Genomic DNA, 15,053 nt, shown 5'->3' with positions numbered 1-15,053 from the left:
ATCAATTCAACTTTCATTCGAAACATCTTTAATGGCGAAAGATACAGCAACGCCAAACGGGTGACTCATGATCTTCAATGTGCAGCGCTACTCGACCCATGACGGCCCGGGCATCCGCAGCGTGGTCTTTTTAAAAGGCTGCCCGCTGAGCTGCCGGTGGTGTCAGAACCCGGAAAGCCGCTCGCGCCACGCAGACCTGCTGTTTGACGAACGTCTGTGCCTGAGCGGCTGCACGCTGTGCGCCGAGCGTTGTCCGCAAGGGCTGCAACGCACCGACGGGCCGCTGACGCTGCAACGCGAGCTGATTAGCGCAGACGATTATGCCGCCCTGGCCGCCGCCTGCCCGACCGGCGCACTCAGCCTGTGCGGCAGCCCGATCAACCCCGACGATATCATGGCCGAGGTGATGCGGGATAAGCCTTTCTACCTGCGCAGCGGCGGCGGTTTAACGCTGTCCGGCGGCGAACCCTTTATGCAGCCGGACATCGCGGCGGACCTGCTGCGGCGCGGCCGCGAGGCCGGCATCCACACCGCCGTCGAATCCTGCCTGCACGTCCCATGGCGTTATATCGCCCCTTCGCTGCCGTGGCTGGATCTGCTGCTGGCCGATCTCAAACACACCGACGAAGCGCGCTTCAGAGCCTGGACCGGCGGTTCCGCCCGCCGGGTGATGAGCAATTTTCGTCGGCTGGCGGCGCACGGCGCGCAAATGACCGTACGCGTGCCGCTGATCCCCGATTTCAACGCAGATCGCCGCTCTGTCCGTGCCATCGTCGACTTCGCCGCCGACGAGATCGGCGTGTCGGAGATCCACTTTCTGCCGTACCACACGCTCGGCATCAACAAGTACCACCTGCTCGGCGAACCCTACCGTGCCGCCCGCACGCCACTGGACGCACCCGACCTGCTGGCCTTCGCCGAAGAGTATGCGGGCGCCAAGGGCCTGACCGCCATTTTGCGAGGATAACACCATGACCACGTTGGATTTGACTACCCTGAGCGCCCGTATCCAGGCGCATAAGAATGCGCTGATTCACATCGTCAAACCGCCGGTGTGCACCGAACGCGCGCAGCACTATACTGAGGCCTATCAGCAGCATCAGGACAAGCCGCTGCCGGTGCGCCGCGCCCTGGCGTTGGCCAACCATCTGGCGAAACGCAGCATCTGGATCGCCAACGACGAGCTGATCGTCGGCAACCAGGCCAGCGAGCTGCGCGCCGCGCCGATCTTCCCCGAATACACCGTCGGCTGGATAGAAAACGAAATAGACCAGTTGGCCGACCGGCCGGGTGCCGGTTTTTCGGTCAGCGACGAGAACAAGGCAATTTTGCATCGTCTGTGCCCCTGGTGGCGCGGCCAAACGGTGCAGGATCGCTGCTACGGCATGTTCACCGACGAACAAAAGGCGTTGCTGGCCACCGGCATCATCAAGGCCGAGGGCAATATGACCTCCGGCGACGCCCATCTGGCGGTCAACTTCCCGCTGCTGCTGGAGTTAGGCCTCGATGGCCTGCGTGAAAAGGTGAACGCGCGCCGCAGCCGCCTGCGTCTGACCGAGTGGGAAGATCTGCACAAGGCGCAGTTTCTCAACGCTATCGATATTGTGCTGACGGCGCTGAGCGAACACATCCTGCGCTTCGCCCGCCTGGCGCGCGACATGGCGCAAAACGAAGCCCGCGACTGGCGGCGCGCCGAGCTGCTGACCCTCGCGGACAACTGCGACCGGATCGCCCATCGCCCACCGCAAACCTTCTGGCAGGCGCTGCAGCTGTGCTATTTCATCCAGCTGACGTTGCAGATCGAATCCAACGGCCATTCGGTTTCCTTTGGCCGCCTCGATCAGTATCTCTATCCCTGGTATCGGCGCGACGTGGAGCTGGAGCAAAACCTGACGCGGGAAAACGCCATCGAGCTGCTGCACAGCTGCTGGCTGAAGCTGCTGGAGGTCAACAAGATCCGCTCCGGCTCGCACTCCAAGGCCTCCGCCGGCAGCCCGCTGTACCAGAACGTCACCATCGGCGGCCAAAAACTGGTCGATGGCCGGCCGTGCGACGCGGTCAATCCGCTGTCCTACGCCATTCTCGAATCCTGCGGCCGCCTGCGCTCCACCCAGCCCAACCTCAGCGTGCGTTACCACGCCGGGATGAGCGCCGATTTCCTCGACGCCTGCGTACAGGTGATCCGCTGCGGTTTCGGCATGCCGGCATTCAATAACGACGAAATCGTCATTCCCGAGTTCATCAAGCTGGGGGTCGAACCGCAGGACGCTTACGACTACGCCGCCATCGGCTGTATCGAGACCGCCGTCGGCGGCAAATGGGGCTATCGCTGCACCGGCATGAGCTTCATCAACTTCGCCCGCGTGCTGCTGGCGGCGCTGGAACAAGGCCGCGACGCCACGTCCGGGCAGATTTTCCTGCCGCAGGAACAGGCGCTGTCCAAAGGAAACTTCGCCGATTTCGAGCAGGTCTTAACCGCCTGGGATCGGCAAATCCGCTACTACACGCGCAAGTCAATTGAGATCGAATGCGTGGTGGACAGCGTGCTGGAGGAGAACGCTCACGATATCCTCTGCTCCGCGCTGGTGGATGACTGCATTGAACGCGGCAAAAGCATCAAGCAAGGCGGCGCCAAATACGATTGGGTTTCCGGTCTGCAGGTCGGCATCGCCAACCTGGGCAACAGCCTCGCGGCGGTGCGCAAACTGGTGTTCGACCAAGGGGCGATCGGCCAGCAGCAGTTGGCGACGGCGCTGGCCGAAGACTTCGCCGGGCTGGATGGCGAGCAGCTGCGTCAGCGGCTGCTTAACGCTGCGCCCAAATACGGCAACGATGTGGACGAGGTCGATCGGCTGCTGGTGCGCGCCTACCAAACCTACATCGAAGAACTGAAGCAGTATCGCAACACCCGCTTCGGCCGTGGGCCGATCGGCGGCGGCTATTACGCCGGCACCTCGTCGATTTCGGCCAACGTGCCCTTCGGCGCTGCCACCCTGGCCACGCCGGATGGCCGCAAGGCGCACGCGCCGCTGGCGGAAGGCGCCAGCCCGGCGTCCGGCACCGACCACCTGGGGCCGACGGCGGTGTTTAATTCGCTCGCCAAGTTGCCGACCGAGGCGATCCTCGGCGGCGTGCTGCTCAACCAAAAGCTGAACCCGGCGACGCTGGACAACCCGCGCGATCGGGAGAAGCTGATGCTGATGTTGCGCACCTTCTTCGAGAGCTATCGCGGCTGGCATGTGCAGTACAACATCGTGTCGCGCGAAACGCTGCTGGCGGCGAAGCAACACCCTGACCAATATCGTGATTTAGTGGTTCGCGTAGCTGGCTATTCCGCCTTCTTTACCGCATTATCCCCTGAGGCGCAGGATGATATTATTGCGCGCACAGAACATACTCTTTAAACCTTTGACTCTTAGCGGCCGCGCCTTGGCGGCCGCATCATCAGGCCGATATGAATTTACGACAACAGACCATATTGCAGTTGGTTAACGATCGCCGCCGGATCAGCGTCAATGAGCTAGCGCGCGCTTCGGGCGTCTCGGAAGTCACCATCCGGCAGGATCTCAACCTGCTGGAAAAACGCAGTTATCTGAAGCGGGTGCACGGCTCCGCCGTGGCGTTGGAAAGCGACGACGTCGACGCCCGCATGATGTCCAATTTCACCCTTAAGCAACGATTGGCGCAGTACGCCGCCGCGCAGGTCAACGACGGCGAGACGATTTTTATCGAGAGCGGCAGCGCCAATGCCCTGCTGGCGCGCTACATCGCCGAACGCAAGCGCATTACGCTGATCACCGTCAGCCACTACATCGCCAACCTGCTCAAAGAAACCGACTGCGACGTGATTGTGTTGGGCGGCATGTACCAGAAGAAAAGCGAGACCGTGGTCGGCCCGCTCACACGGCTGTGCATTCAGCAGGTGCATTTCAACAAAGCGTTTATCGGCATTGACGGCTTTCAGGCCGAAACCGGCTTTACCGGCCGCGACATGATGCGCGCCGATGTGGTCAGCGCGGTGCTGGCCAAGGGCGTGGAGAATATCGTGCTGACGGATTCCAGCAAATTCGGCCAGATCCAGCCTAACCCGCTGGCGCAGCCGGGGCAAATCAGCCGGGTGATCACCGATTCACGTTTGGCGCTGGAGTATCAGCATCAGCTGAAACGTCAGGGCGTACAGGTGGAGCTGGTCAACGAATAACGCGCCGCGCGGGCCACGCAGCCCGCCGTTTCCCTTGCGCAGCGGGATTTTAAGACTATTTACCTGTTTATCCTTCCCGAGAAACCTATACTCAGCTTCGGTAACTTTTGGGCCGTAACCCGCTAATTATTCGGCCGTTAACAAAAAATGCCATTTTTTATATCGATACCGTATGGGAATCAACAGCAGGCCTGATTTATGGTTAACGCCTATACTTATAGGGCACTTCCATATAGCCAATGCTAAGGAGAAGTCATTATGATGATTATCAATAAACGTTTCGCCACCGCCGCTCTGGCTCTGACTCTGGCGTTTTCACTGAGCGCCTGTTCCAACATGTCCAAACGCGATCGCAACACCGCTATCGGCGCCGGCGCCGGTGCAGTCGGCGGTGCAGTGCTGACCAACGGCAGCGCTTTGGGCACGCTGGGTGGGGCTGCGGTGGGCGGCATCATCGGTCATCAGGTTGGCAAATAACCTGCCCGATGCTCCTCCGCCGACAGGCGGGCAAAAGCGCCTCGGCGCTTTGACGTATTAACCAATAACGATGATTTCAGGTCTGTTTTACTTTAAGTCTATGGTTCTTTCGCCGTTAACGGGTTAACCCCCGGCAGCAACAACCTCTAGCCATGCCGCAGCATTGCACTGCGGCATGGCGATTCGCCTCAACCGCCCGCCAGTTTGACCTTCATGCCTTTGGCTTCCAGCAGCTCTTTGAGCAGATCGCGTTTATCGCCCTGGATCTCGATGACTCCCTCTTTCACCGAGCCGCCGCAGCCGCATTTCTTTTTCAGTTCGGCCGCCAGTTTGTCGAGCGCGGCATCATCCAGATCGACGCCGGTAATCAGGCACACGCCCTTCCCCTTGCGGCCGCTGCTCTGGCGCTGGATGCGCACGAAGCCATCGCCTTTGGCGCGTTGCGGTTTAACCTCTTCCTGCTTGATGCGACCGGTGTCCGTGGAATACACCAGACGGCTGTTATCGTCATTCATCATCGCTTCCTCAGGCCAAAGAGGCGCGGATCGCGCGCAGCGTCGCGGCCGGATCCGCAGATTGGGTGATCGGACGCCCAATCACCATATAGTCCACGCCGGCGGCCTGCGCCTGCACCGGCGTCATAATACGACGCTGATCGCCCGCCGCGCTGCCTTCAGGGCGGATCCCCGGCGTCACCAGTTGGAAAGCCTGCCCGCAGGCGGCCTTCAGGCGCTGCGCTTCGTGTGCCGAACACACCACGCCGTCCAGCCCGCAGTCGCGGGTCAGGCGCGCCAGGCGCTCGGCGTGTTCTGCCGGACTGGCCTCGATGCCGATGCCGCGAAGGTCTTCCGCTTCCATGCTGGTCAGCACCGTGACGGCGATCAGCAACGGCGCATCCGCCCCGTATGACACCAGCGCTTCTTTAGCGGCGGTCATCATGCGCGCGCCGCCGCTGGCATGCACATTGACCATCCAAACGCCCAGCTCGGCCGCTGCGGCTACCGCATGCGCCGTGGTATTGGGAATATCGTGGAATTTCAGGTCAAGAAACACGTCGAAGCCGCGCCCGTGCAGATCGCGCACCAGCTGTGGTCCAAACAGCGTGAACATTTCTTTGCCCACTTTCAGCCGGCAGTCTTGCGGATCGATACGGTCGGCGAACGCCAGCGCAGCGTTCTTATCGGCGTAATCCAACGCCACAACGATTGGAGATGATTTTAAGTCATTGTTATTAGCGTTATTTTCAGACTTCATTTCTTCTACCTTCTGTAAAATGGAGATAATCAGGGACTCACCCGCGAAACTGACCGCCGCATTCTACATGCCAGGGGCCAGAAATCCCAGCCACAGCGCGCACCAGCGCTCTGTCATGTTACCTTGCGTCTTTGTCATGGCGCGTCAACGTAAGCGCGTCAGCAATAAACCACGCAGCGTAAAACGCCGTAAAGATGCGTAAATTATCAATCAAATATTTTGAACTACTTACTCAGCATTATCAGATTTTCAATCGGCCCAGATGCTTTATTATTCACCACATCGGAAGCGAATGGCTTCCTTCCTAAATAAACAGACTGGAGTCACCCATGAAAATCATCAAATATTTTGCAGCCGCTGCCGCTATCGCACTGACCTCTTTCGCCACTTTGGCCGCTGAGCCGATCAACAGCCAGCAGGCCGATAGCCTGACCGCGACCGGCGTCGTTTCCGCAGGCCACGCAACCACCCTCAGCAGCCTGGAGAAAAAACTGGCCGCTAAAGCAGATGCTCAGGGCGCCAGCAGCTACCGCATTATCTCCGCCGGCGGTAACAACATGTTGAGCGGCACCGCGATCATCTACAAATAAGGTTTCCGGTACAGGGCCCGAGATTTCGGGCCCTGTCTCTGTTTCCCGCTTGAAAACCCCGCATTTGCCCCGCCCTTTATTGTTACAAAAATATTAAATTTTTATTACACACTAGACACCCGATCGCCAGTGGCTTAGCTTGAAGGCATCTTCCTGCAGAAAGGCTTTCAAAATGAGCGAGATATCAACACTTACCATTAAAATTCCTCTGGCACTGAAGGAGAAAATCCGCGCCGCCGCCGCTGAAAACGAATTTTCATTGAGCGTGGAAGTGTGCCAGCGCCTGGAAAGCAGCTTCAACGCGCCCGTCGTCAAGGCAGAAAAACCGGCCAAGAAAGCGGACGACCTGCACCACGGCGAGATCGACAATCAAAGCACCGAAGAAGAAATCGAACAGCCTCTGAGCCAGAAAGAGCTGAAGAAGCTGCGTCAGCTATTGAAAACCGGCGCTAAAGGCGGCAAGAAAAAGTAAGCGATGAACATAGAAAAACGGGGCGATCAATCGCCCCGTTTTATTTTGTCTCACCGCCGCGCTATTGTCCGTCCAGACCGCGGATCGGTTTAACCGATGACCAGGCGCGACACGACGGACAATGCCAATAGAGCGAGTGCGCCGTGAAGCCACATTTGTGGCAGCGGTAACGCGGCTTGGTGCGAATTTGCTCACCGACCATATCGCGCAACAACAGCAGACTCTCTTTCGCACGGCCGTCTTCAGCGTCCGCCAGGTGATAATCCATCAGCCGATAAAACACCCGCATAGTGGGGTGACGCTGCAGCTGACGGTTGATATAGACCTGCACCACGTCGCGCCCTTCGTGCTGCTCGATGATTTCGGCCAGCATCAGATCGGCGGTTGCGCCGGTGTTCTCTTCCACGCAGCGCTTCAGGAAATCAGCCCAGTTGTGCTGCTGTTCCGGCAGGTGCCGGTAGCATTCCTGCAGCATCGGCAGCGTTTCGCTGACCAGCTCTTTATCCTGACTCAATACGCGTTGCAGCGACTCCGCCGCTTTGGCGTAGTCGTTTTGCGCCATGTAAATGCGCCCGAACATGATGGACACGCGCGCGCACTGTTTATCGGCCGCATCCGCACGCTTGAGCAGGCTCATCGCCCGATCGAGATCGTCGCTGCCCATCGCCTGCAGCGCCAGTTCACAATAAAAGTGCGCGATCTCAACGCGTTGTTTCTCTTTGCCCAGCTTGACCAACTTTTCCGCCACGTCGATCGCTTTCTGCCAGTCGCTGGTCGCCTGATGGATCACCAGCAGTTGCTGCAGCGCCGAGACGCGAAAATCCGCTTCGTCAGTCAACTGGCTGAACATGTCTTCCGCGCGGTCGTAAAGCCCGGCGGCCATATAGTCACGGCCCAGCTGCTGCACCGCCAACAGGCGCTGTTCAAAGGTCAGGGAAGCGCTTTCCATCAAGGCCTGATGGATGCGGATAGCGCGGTCGACTTCGCCGCGCGAGCGGAACAGGTTGCCCAACGTCAGGTGGGCCTCAACGGTGTTGCTGTCCTCTTTCAACATGTCGAGGAACAGATCGACCGCCTTATCCTGCTGGTTTGAAAGCAGAAAGTTCACCCCTGCCACGTATTCACGCGACAGGCGGTTGGCTTCTTGCTGTTTATCCTGCTGAGCGCTTCTGCGCCCCATGTACCAACCGTACGCGGCAGCCACGGGCAGCAACAGAAACAGCAGTTCTAACATAGAGGGTTATTCCTTGCTGACAACGGCCTGAGCCGCCGGTTCAGCGGGCTGCTCAAGCTGCAGCTCCAGCCTTTTGATCTTGCGCTCGGCGCGGCCCAGCGCAATGCGCGTACGCAGATAGAACAGACCGCAAATGATCCAGCCGAGAATGAAACCGGCGCCAAACAGCGTGGCCAACAGGGTCGATACGCGATAATCGCCCTGCGCAACCAGATAGTTAAAATTGACCACCTGATCGTTATGCGCACCCAAGGTGACGGAAATCACGAAGATCACCAGAACCAACAAAAAAATCAGCAAATATTTCACATTCTTTCCCGCGATGCCGAGTGAATCGGATGAACGATGCCAAAACGTGGCGTCCCTAACCCTTAAGTTAGCATTTCCCGTTGCGGCAGGGAAACCCTGCGGCACGATAAAACCACATATCTGCTGGCATATTCGGCAGTAAACGGCTTTAACGAACAAATTGATGAGAAAGCTTCTCAAAACGTCGAATTTATAAGGATATGGGGGCGACGGCGCGGATTGCAATGGCGGGAAAATGTAAGCGGTTAATGCGGCGCCGATCTGGCGCCGCGCTTTTTGTGACATGGTCACATAACATTCATTTCTCCGGCTTGCGCGCCGCGATTTCCTGCTGCTCTTGCGGCGGCGGCGTCAGAGGACCGAACCAGCGCTGCGCCAGCCAGCAGGTGATCACCACCAGCAACCAACTGATCAACGTGGCCATTGCCAGATCGCGCGGCCAGTGCATGCCCAGCAGCAAGCGGCTGCCCATTACCCCGGCCGCCCACACCATCAGGATCGCGACGGTTTTGTAATGGCGGCGCGGCCACAGCAGCCCTACGCCCAATAGCGCCCAGGTGGCGGCGAACATGGTGTGCCCCGACGGAAAAGCAAAGCCGGTTTCAAACTGCCAGTGCTTGCGCAGCCAGCCCGGCACCAGCGTCTGGTCTTGCAGTTGCTCGCGCACCAGCGCGCTGCGCTCTTTGCGCTGCAGCGAGTAGAAATACTTGCCGTCCACGCCGTGGGTTTGCTCCAACCACACCACGAAAGGACGCGGCTCTTGCACCCGATCCTTGATCAACGACTTCACGCCCTGCCCAATCAACAGCGCGGCGAAAAGCAGCATCGCCAGACCGATGGCCGGCTTCAGCCGAAAGCGCAGGCACCACAAAAACCAACCGCAGAGGATCGCGCTGGTCAGAATGCCCCACGGCGAGGTCACGGTTTCGGTCACCCAGTACAGCGCTTTCAGCAGCCGGTCATTGCCGCCGGGTTGCCAGTGCCAGCCGGATACCCAGACCGCCAGCGGCATCAACAGCAGCAGCAACGCGCCGCCCGCCGTGCGTTTTGCTATCTCATACATTCCCGTTTTCCTCTGCGTGAATCACGCTGCAGTGTAACAAGAGTGCAATATTGATAACACGCGAAAAATTAAACAGATAGACAACCTATCGCAATAATAGGTGGCCAGAAAACGCCATCTGCTGGTTTGCTGAGCACCGCCCGGCAAGAAGTTGTGGCAAAATAGCCGATAATTAACGAAATAGAGATCGGCGTAGCACGTTTTAGTCTTGGTCAATGCACTGACCGGACTTAGGATGCGCGACAATGATTGAATCGTAGGTTTTTGTGGAGAGTGACATGCAGCTTAAACGGGTGGCAGAGGCTAAACTGCCGACACCTTGGGGCGATTTCCTGATGGTAGGATTCGAAGAACTGGCGACCGGGCACGATCATCTGGCGCTGGTATTCGGTGATATTTCCGGTGAAGCGCCGGTGCTCGCACGCGTGCATTCCGAATGTCTGACCGGCGACGCGTTGTTCAGCCTGCGCTGCGACTGCGGTTTTCAGCTGGAAGCCGCGCTGGAGCAGATCGCCGAAGAAGGCCGCGGCATCCTGCTTTATCATCGCCAGGAGGGCCGCAATATCGGCCTGTTGAACAAGATCCGCGCCTATGCCCTGCAGGATAAGGGCGCAGACACCGTGGAAGCCAACCATCAGCTCGGCTTCGCCGCCGACGAACGCGACTTCACCCTGTGCGCCGACATGTTCAAACTGCTGGGCGTCGACGCGGTGCGCTTGCTGACCAACAACCCGAAAAAGGTCGAGATCCTGACCGAAGCCGGTATCAATATCAGCGAGCGCGTGCCGCTGATCGTCGGCCGCAATCCGAAGAACGAACACTATCTGGCCACCAAGGCCGCCAAAATGGGCCATTTGCTCGACCAGAAGTGATCGCCGCCACGGTGAAAACAATCAGGGCGCCTTGCGGCGCCCTTTTTACTGCCCGATTTACAGCATTTTCCTGATTACGTAGTGCAGGATGCCGTCGTTTTCGTAGTAGGTCAGCTCATTGCCGGTATCGATGCGGCAACGAGTGTCGATCACCTCCTTGCGCCCGTCGGCATAGGTGATATGTACCGGCACCGTCTGGCCCGGCTGCAGCTGTTGCAGGCCGCCGACGCTGATCTGCTCGTCCCCGGTCAGCCCCAGCGTTTTGCGCGTCACGCCCTGCGGGAACTCCAGCGGCAAAATACCCATGCCTATCAGGTTGGAGCGGTGAATACGCTCGAAGGATTCGGCGATCACCACCCGCACGCCCAGCAGGCGCGGCCCTTTCGCCGCCCAGTCGCGGCTGGAGCCGGAACCGTACTCTTTACCGGCGATCACCGCCAGCGGCACTTGCTCCTGCTGGTACTGCATGGCGGCGTCGTAGATAGACAGTTGCTGCTGCGACGGAATATGGCGGGTATAGCCCCCCTCCACACCCGGCACCATTTCGTTGCGGATGCGGATGTTGGCAAAGGTGCCGCGCATCATCACTTCGTGGTTACCGCGGCGCGAACCGTAGGAGTTAAAATCCTGCGGCGCCACGCCGTGCTCGCTCAGGTAACGCCCCGCCGGGCTGTCGCGCTTGATGTTGCCCGCCGGCGAGATGTGGTCGGTGGTCACCGAATCGGCCAGAATCGCCAGAATGCGCGCGTCCTTGATGTCCTGCACCGGATCCGGCTTCACCTTCATGGTGCTGAAAAACGGAGGATGGCGGATATAGGTAGAATCCTCCTGCCATTGATAGGTCGCCGAACCGGTCACCTGGATCGCCTGCCAGTTGGCGTCGCCATCGAACACTTCGCCGTATTCTTTGTGGAACATCTCGGTGCGCACTTCTTCCACCGCCTGAGCAATGTCCTGGCTGCTCGGCCAGATGTCCTTCAGGTAGACCGGTTGACCGTCATTGCCCTCGCCCAGCGGCTCTTTGGTCAGATCGATCTTCATGCTGCCCGCCAGCGCATACGCCACGACCAGCGGCGGTGAGGCCAGCCAGTTGGTTTTCACCAGCGGGTGGATGCGCCCTTCGAAGTTACGGTTGCCCGACAGCACCGCGCCCACGGTCAGATCGCCCTCTTTGATCGCCTGCTCGATAGGATCCGGCAGCGGCCCGGAGTTGCCGATACAGGTGGTACAGCCATATCCCACCAGGTTGAACCCCAGTTCTTCCAGATAAGCGGTGAGCTTGGCGCTGTCGAAGTAGTCGGTCACCACTTTGGAACCCGGCGCCAACGACGTTTTTACCCAAGGCTTGCTGCGCAGCCCTTTCTTGACGGCGTTTTTCGCCAGCAGGCCGGCCGCCATCATCACGCTCGGGTTGGAGGTGTTGGTGCAGGAGGTGATCGCCGCGATCACCACCGCGCCGTCGTGCAGCTCGTGCTGCTGCCCATCCAGCGTAAAGGGTTTGCTGTCTGCCTTGGCCTTGTGGCCGCCGATATCCAACTCGGTAGCGGCCCTGAACGCCTGCGGCACATTCGGCAGCGCGACGCGATCCTGCGGGCGTTTCGGCCCGGCGAGGCTGGCCTCGACCGTCGACATATCCAGCGCCAGCGAGCTGGTGAATACCGGCTCATCCCCCGGGTTGCGCCACATGCCCTGCGCCTTGGCGTAGGCTTCCACCAGCGCGATTTGTTCGGCGCTGCGGCCGCTGAGTTTCATGTAGCCGAGCGTGACGTCATCTACCGGGAAGAAACCGCAGGTGGCGCCGAACTCCGGCGACATATTGGCGATGGTCGCCCGGTCCGCCAACGGCAGATCGGCCAGGCCGTCGCCGTAAAACTCGACGAACTTGCCGACAACGCCGTGCTTACGCAGCATTTGGGTGACGGTCAGCACCAGGTCGGTGGCGGTAATGCCCTCACGGAGCTTGCCGGTCAGCTTAAAGCCGACGACGTCCGGGATCAGCATCGACACCGGCTGGCCCAGCATCGCCGCTTCCGCTTCGATACCGCCGACGCCCCAGCCGAGAATGCCCAGGCCGTTGATCATGGTGGTGTGGGAATCGGTGCCCACCAGCGTATCCGGATAGGTCACGCGGCGACCGCTTTCGTCGCTGTGCCACACCGTTTGGCCGAGGTATTCGAGGTTGACCTGGTGGCAGATGCCGGTGCCCGGCGGCACCACGCGGAAACGGTTGAAGGCTTTCTGCCCCCAGCGCAGGAAGGTGTAGCGCTCGTGATTGCGCTGCATTTCGATACGAACGTTGTCTTCGAAGGCGTTGTCATCGCCGAATTCATCGACGGTGACCGAGTGGTCAATCACCAGATCCACCGGTGACAGCGGGTTCACCTGGTCGACATTGCCGCCCAGCCGCCGCACCGCTTCACGCATCGCCGCCAGATCCACCACCGCCGGAACGCCGGTAAAATCCTGCATCAGCACGCGCGCCGGACGGTAGGCGATCTCACGGTCAGCATGGCCGGTTTGCAACCAGGCGACGATGGCCTTGAGGTCGTCAACCTGCACGGTATCGCCATCCACATGGCGCAGCAGGTTCTCCAACAGCACTTTCATTGATTTCGGCAACCGGTCGATATCACCCAGCTGCTTCGCCGCCAGCGGCAGACTGTAGTAGTAATATTCGCTATTCAGCGCAACCAGCTTATCCAGACTTGTTTCACGAAGATCGGACGACATAGCTCCTCCATTTCTTATTGTGATTAAAACAGGGTAATCAGTGAGGTCTTGTTTAAAGATACCACAAAGATAAGTTAACGTTTTGATAACAACACGATTTGATCACAGCGATAGGTGAGAACAATCAAGAAGAAGGAAGTGCGAGCGCAGCCAAGGGGTTAGGCCACGCGTCAACGAAAACGCCGCAACGAGGCGGCGTTTTGGCAGGGAAAATCTCGCGGCTTTAGCGGAGTTTGCGCACCAGGCGGCGACATACTGTGAGCACAACTGCAGCAATGATAGCAGAGACACCCAATTTAATGGCAATGACAGCCGAGTCGAAATTATTCATCCCTATTTCACCATCACCGCTAATTTCTATGTTGTTGGAAACGAAGCTGTCGAAAATTCCGTCTGGCAGGTAGCGCAACAACAAAAAGGTTAGCAACAAGAACAGAACAATCCAGAGACTTTTTTTCATTGTGATACCACGCATTTACTGTAATCAGGCTCGCCTTGAACATCTATACGACCGTACGCCATCAGCCCTCGACCTCCAGGCACTCTCACCTTTCTACGCCTTAGCAGCGCATCCCGAAGGATCTGGAAATCACTCGATAAATCAGCGTAGTTAAGCCTGCATATCTGCATAACGTTGAATTTCCATACTCAATTATCCGAACGTTTTGCAGTCTACTTAGAGGCTAACGGGTTGAAAAGAGGACGGCGGCTTTTCAGGATGATCCTGAGAAACAAGGAAGGTGCGGGTTTCCGGGCTAAAAAAACCCGGTTTAGCAGGCGCCTAACCGGGTTTGATTTGATATCGTCAACGATTACTTAATCGGCAGCTTGATGTCCTTGAACATCGCTTCAATTTCTTCGTTGGAGCGCAGCGCCACTGCGCTGTCGACCACGTCGCGCGTCAGGTGCGGCGCGAAGCGCTGAATGAAGTCGTACATGTAGCTGCGCAGGAAGGTGCTGCGGCGGAAGCCGATTTTAGTGGTGCTGTAGGTGAAGATATCGCGCGCATCCACCGTCACCAGATCCGGATCCTGCACCGGATCCACCGCCATGCTGGCGATCACCCCTACCCCCAATCCCAAACGAACATAGGTTTTAATCACGTCGGCGTCAGTGGCGGTAAAGACGATGCGCGGCGTCAGGCCGGCGCGGTTGAAGGCGGTGTCCAGCTCCGAGCGACCGGTAAAGCCGAAGGTGTAAGTGACGATCGGGTAAGCCGCCAGTTCTTCAATGCTGATGCTGCTTTTGCCCGCCAAAGGATGATCGGGCTTCACCACCACCGCACGGTTCCAGTGGTAGCACGGCAGCATGATAAGATCGTCATACAGGTGCAGCGCTTCGGTGGCGATGGCGAAATCTGCGGTGCCCTTGGAGACCGCTTCGGCGATCTGCGTCGGCGAGCCCTGATGCATGTGCAGCGAGACACGCGGGTAACGCTCAATGAAGCCTTTGATCACGTTAGGCAAGGCGTAACGAGCCTGGGTATGCGTGGTGGCGACGTACAGCGAGCCTTTGTCCGGGTAGGTGTGTTCACCGGCGACGGCCTTGATGGCGTCTACCTTGGACAGCACTTCACGCGCGATGCGAATGATTTCCTGGCCGGCCGGGGTGACCTGGGTCAGGTGCTTGCCGCTGCGGGCGAAAATCTGGATGCCCAGCTCATCTTCGAGCATGCGCACCTGTTTGCTGATGCCGGGTTGAGAGGTATAGAGCCCTTCTGCCGTCGAGGAGACATTCAGGTTGTGGTTAACCACTTCCACAATGTAACGAAGCTGCTGCAATTTCATATCTTATACCATCCTAGGTTAAACACTGCGGCTTACCCGCAGCCAGGTATATCGGTGTCGCCCC

Annotated in this window: 15 protein-coding genes; 7 read left to right on the top strand and 8 right to left on the bottom strand. The window is 58.7% G+C overall.

Translation table 11 applies throughout. The features are described from left to right. Positions 1-67 precede the first annotated feature (67 nt). From J0X03_RS10695 to osmB, 4 genes are all read left to right on the top strand, one after another. Positions 68-967 (top strand): glycyl-radical enzyme activating protein, encoded by a 900-nt coding sequence (locus J0X03_RS10695; RefSeq protein ID WP_069100722.1) that lies wholly within the window; start codon positions 68-70, stop codon positions 965-967. A gap of 4 nt (positions 968-971) precedes the next feature. Continuing rightward, positions 972-3,404 carry a formate C-acetyltransferase/glycerol dehydratase family glycyl radical enzyme gene (locus tag J0X03_RS10690; protein ID WP_142075631.1) on the top strand — a complete coding sequence of 811 codons (2,433 nt, stop codon included), beginning with the start codon at positions 972-974 and terminating at the stop codon, positions 3,402-3,404. Positions 3,405-3,454: 50 nt separating this feature from the next. After that, positions 3,455-4,201 (top strand): DeoR/GlpR family DNA-binding transcription regulator, encoded by a 747-nt coding sequence (locus tag J0X03_RS10685; RefSeq protein WP_004930631.1) that lies wholly within the window; start codon positions 3,455-3,457, stop codon positions 4,199-4,201. A gap of 258 nt (positions 4,202-4,459) precedes the next feature. Then, positions 4,460-4,678 carry an osmotically-inducible lipoprotein OsmB gene (gene osmB, locus J0X03_RS10680; RefSeq protein ID WP_004930634.1) on the top strand — a complete coding sequence of 73 codons (219 nt, stop codon included), beginning with the start codon at positions 4,460-4,462 and terminating at the stop codon, positions 4,676-4,678. Between the two features lie 188 nt (positions 4,679-4,866). Here osmB and yciH read toward each other — a convergent pair whose 3' ends face one another. Further along, positions 4,867-5,193 (bottom strand): stress response translation initiation inhibitor YciH, encoded by a 327-nt coding sequence (gene yciH, locus J0X03_RS10675; RefSeq protein ID WP_046687152.1) that lies wholly within the window; start codon positions 5,191-5,193, stop codon positions 4,867-4,869. A gap of 10 nt (positions 5,194-5,203) precedes the next feature. Further along, the gene (gene pyrF / locus J0X03_RS10670) at positions 5,204-5,932 is read right to left on the bottom strand and encodes an orotidine-5'-phosphate decarboxylase (protein ID WP_046687153.1); all 729 of its coding nucleotides are present in this window, start codon (positions 5,930-5,932) and stop codon (positions 5,204-5,206) included. Positions 5,933-6,261: 329 nt separating this feature from the next. On the opposite strand from pyrF, the gene bhsA reads away from it, so the two are divergent. Together bhsA and J0X03_RS10660 are read left to right on the top strand one after the other, a co-directional pair. Beyond that, a complete protein-coding gene (gene bhsA, locus J0X03_RS10665) occupies positions 6,262-6,522 on the top strand; it encodes a multiple stress resistance protein BhsA (protein ID WP_046687154.1) in 261 nt (86 codons plus the stop codon). Between the two features lie 172 nt (positions 6,523-6,694). Continuing rightward, entirely contained in the window at positions 6,695-6,994 is a 300-nt protein-coding gene (locus tag J0X03_RS10660; protein ID WP_033643255.1) for a hypothetical protein, read from the top strand. Between the two features lie 61 nt (positions 6,995-7,055). Here J0X03_RS10660 and lapB read toward each other — a convergent pair whose 3' ends face one another. The 3 genes from lapB to pgpB all read right to left on the bottom strand — a co-directional run bounded on the left by lapB (position 7,056) and on the right by pgpB (position 9,600). Next, complete coding sequence (gene lapB, locus J0X03_RS10655) at positions 7,056-8,228, bottom strand: lipopolysaccharide assembly protein LapB (protein ID WP_019452693.1); 1,173 nt, start codon at positions 8,226-8,228, stop codon at positions 7,056-7,058. A 6-nt stretch (positions 8,229-8,234) separates the two neighbouring features. Then, the gene (locus J0X03_RS10650) at positions 8,235-8,537 is read right to left on the bottom strand and encodes a LapA family protein (RefSeq protein ID WP_033643257.1); all 303 of its coding nucleotides are present in this window, start codon (positions 8,535-8,537) and stop codon (positions 8,235-8,237) included. Between the two features lie 298 nt (positions 8,538-8,835). Further along, entirely contained in the window at positions 8,836-9,600 is a 765-nt protein-coding gene (gene pgpB / locus J0X03_RS10645; RefSeq protein WP_033643258.1) for a phosphatidylglycerophosphatase B, read from the bottom strand. Positions 9,601-9,878: 278 nt separating this feature from the next. Between pgpB and ribA the strand changes: the two genes are divergently transcribed. Further along, positions 9,879-10,472 carry a GTP cyclohydrolase II gene (gene ribA, locus J0X03_RS10640; RefSeq protein WP_019452695.1) on the top strand — a complete coding sequence of 198 codons (594 nt, stop codon included), beginning with the start codon at positions 9,879-9,881 and terminating at the stop codon, positions 10,470-10,472. A 57-nt stretch (positions 10,473-10,529) separates the two neighbouring features. On the opposite strand, the gene acnA is transcribed toward ribA, so the two are convergent. The 3 genes from acnA to cysB form a co-directional block, all read right to left on the bottom strand. After that, positions 10,530-13,202: an aconitate hydratase AcnA gene (gene acnA, locus J0X03_RS10635; RefSeq protein ID WP_160204338.1), complete on the bottom strand. Its 2,673-nt coding sequence runs from the start codon at positions 13,200-13,202 to the stop codon at positions 10,530-10,532. Between the two features lie 223 nt (positions 13,203-13,425). Beyond that, positions 13,426-13,662, bottom strand: coding sequence for a hypothetical protein (locus J0X03_RS10630; RefSeq protein ID WP_060660641.1), 237 nt, complete (start codon positions 13,660-13,662; stop codon positions 13,426-13,428). 352 nt (positions 13,663-14,014) lie between these two features. Beyond that, positions 14,015-14,989 carry an HTH-type transcriptional regulator CysB gene (gene cysB / locus J0X03_RS10625; protein WP_004930690.1) on the bottom strand — a complete coding sequence of 325 codons (975 nt, stop codon included), beginning with the start codon at positions 14,987-14,989 and terminating at the stop codon, positions 14,015-14,017. Positions 14,990-15,053: the final 64 nt, after the last annotated feature.

Source organism: Serratia ureilytica (genome assembly GCF_017309605.1).
In the GTDB taxonomy this organism is placed as follows: domain Bacteria; phylum Pseudomonadota; class Gammaproteobacteria; order Enterobacterales; family Enterobacteriaceae; genus Serratia; species Serratia ureilytica.
This window is presented reverse-complemented; position numbering and strand designations above follow the sequence as displayed.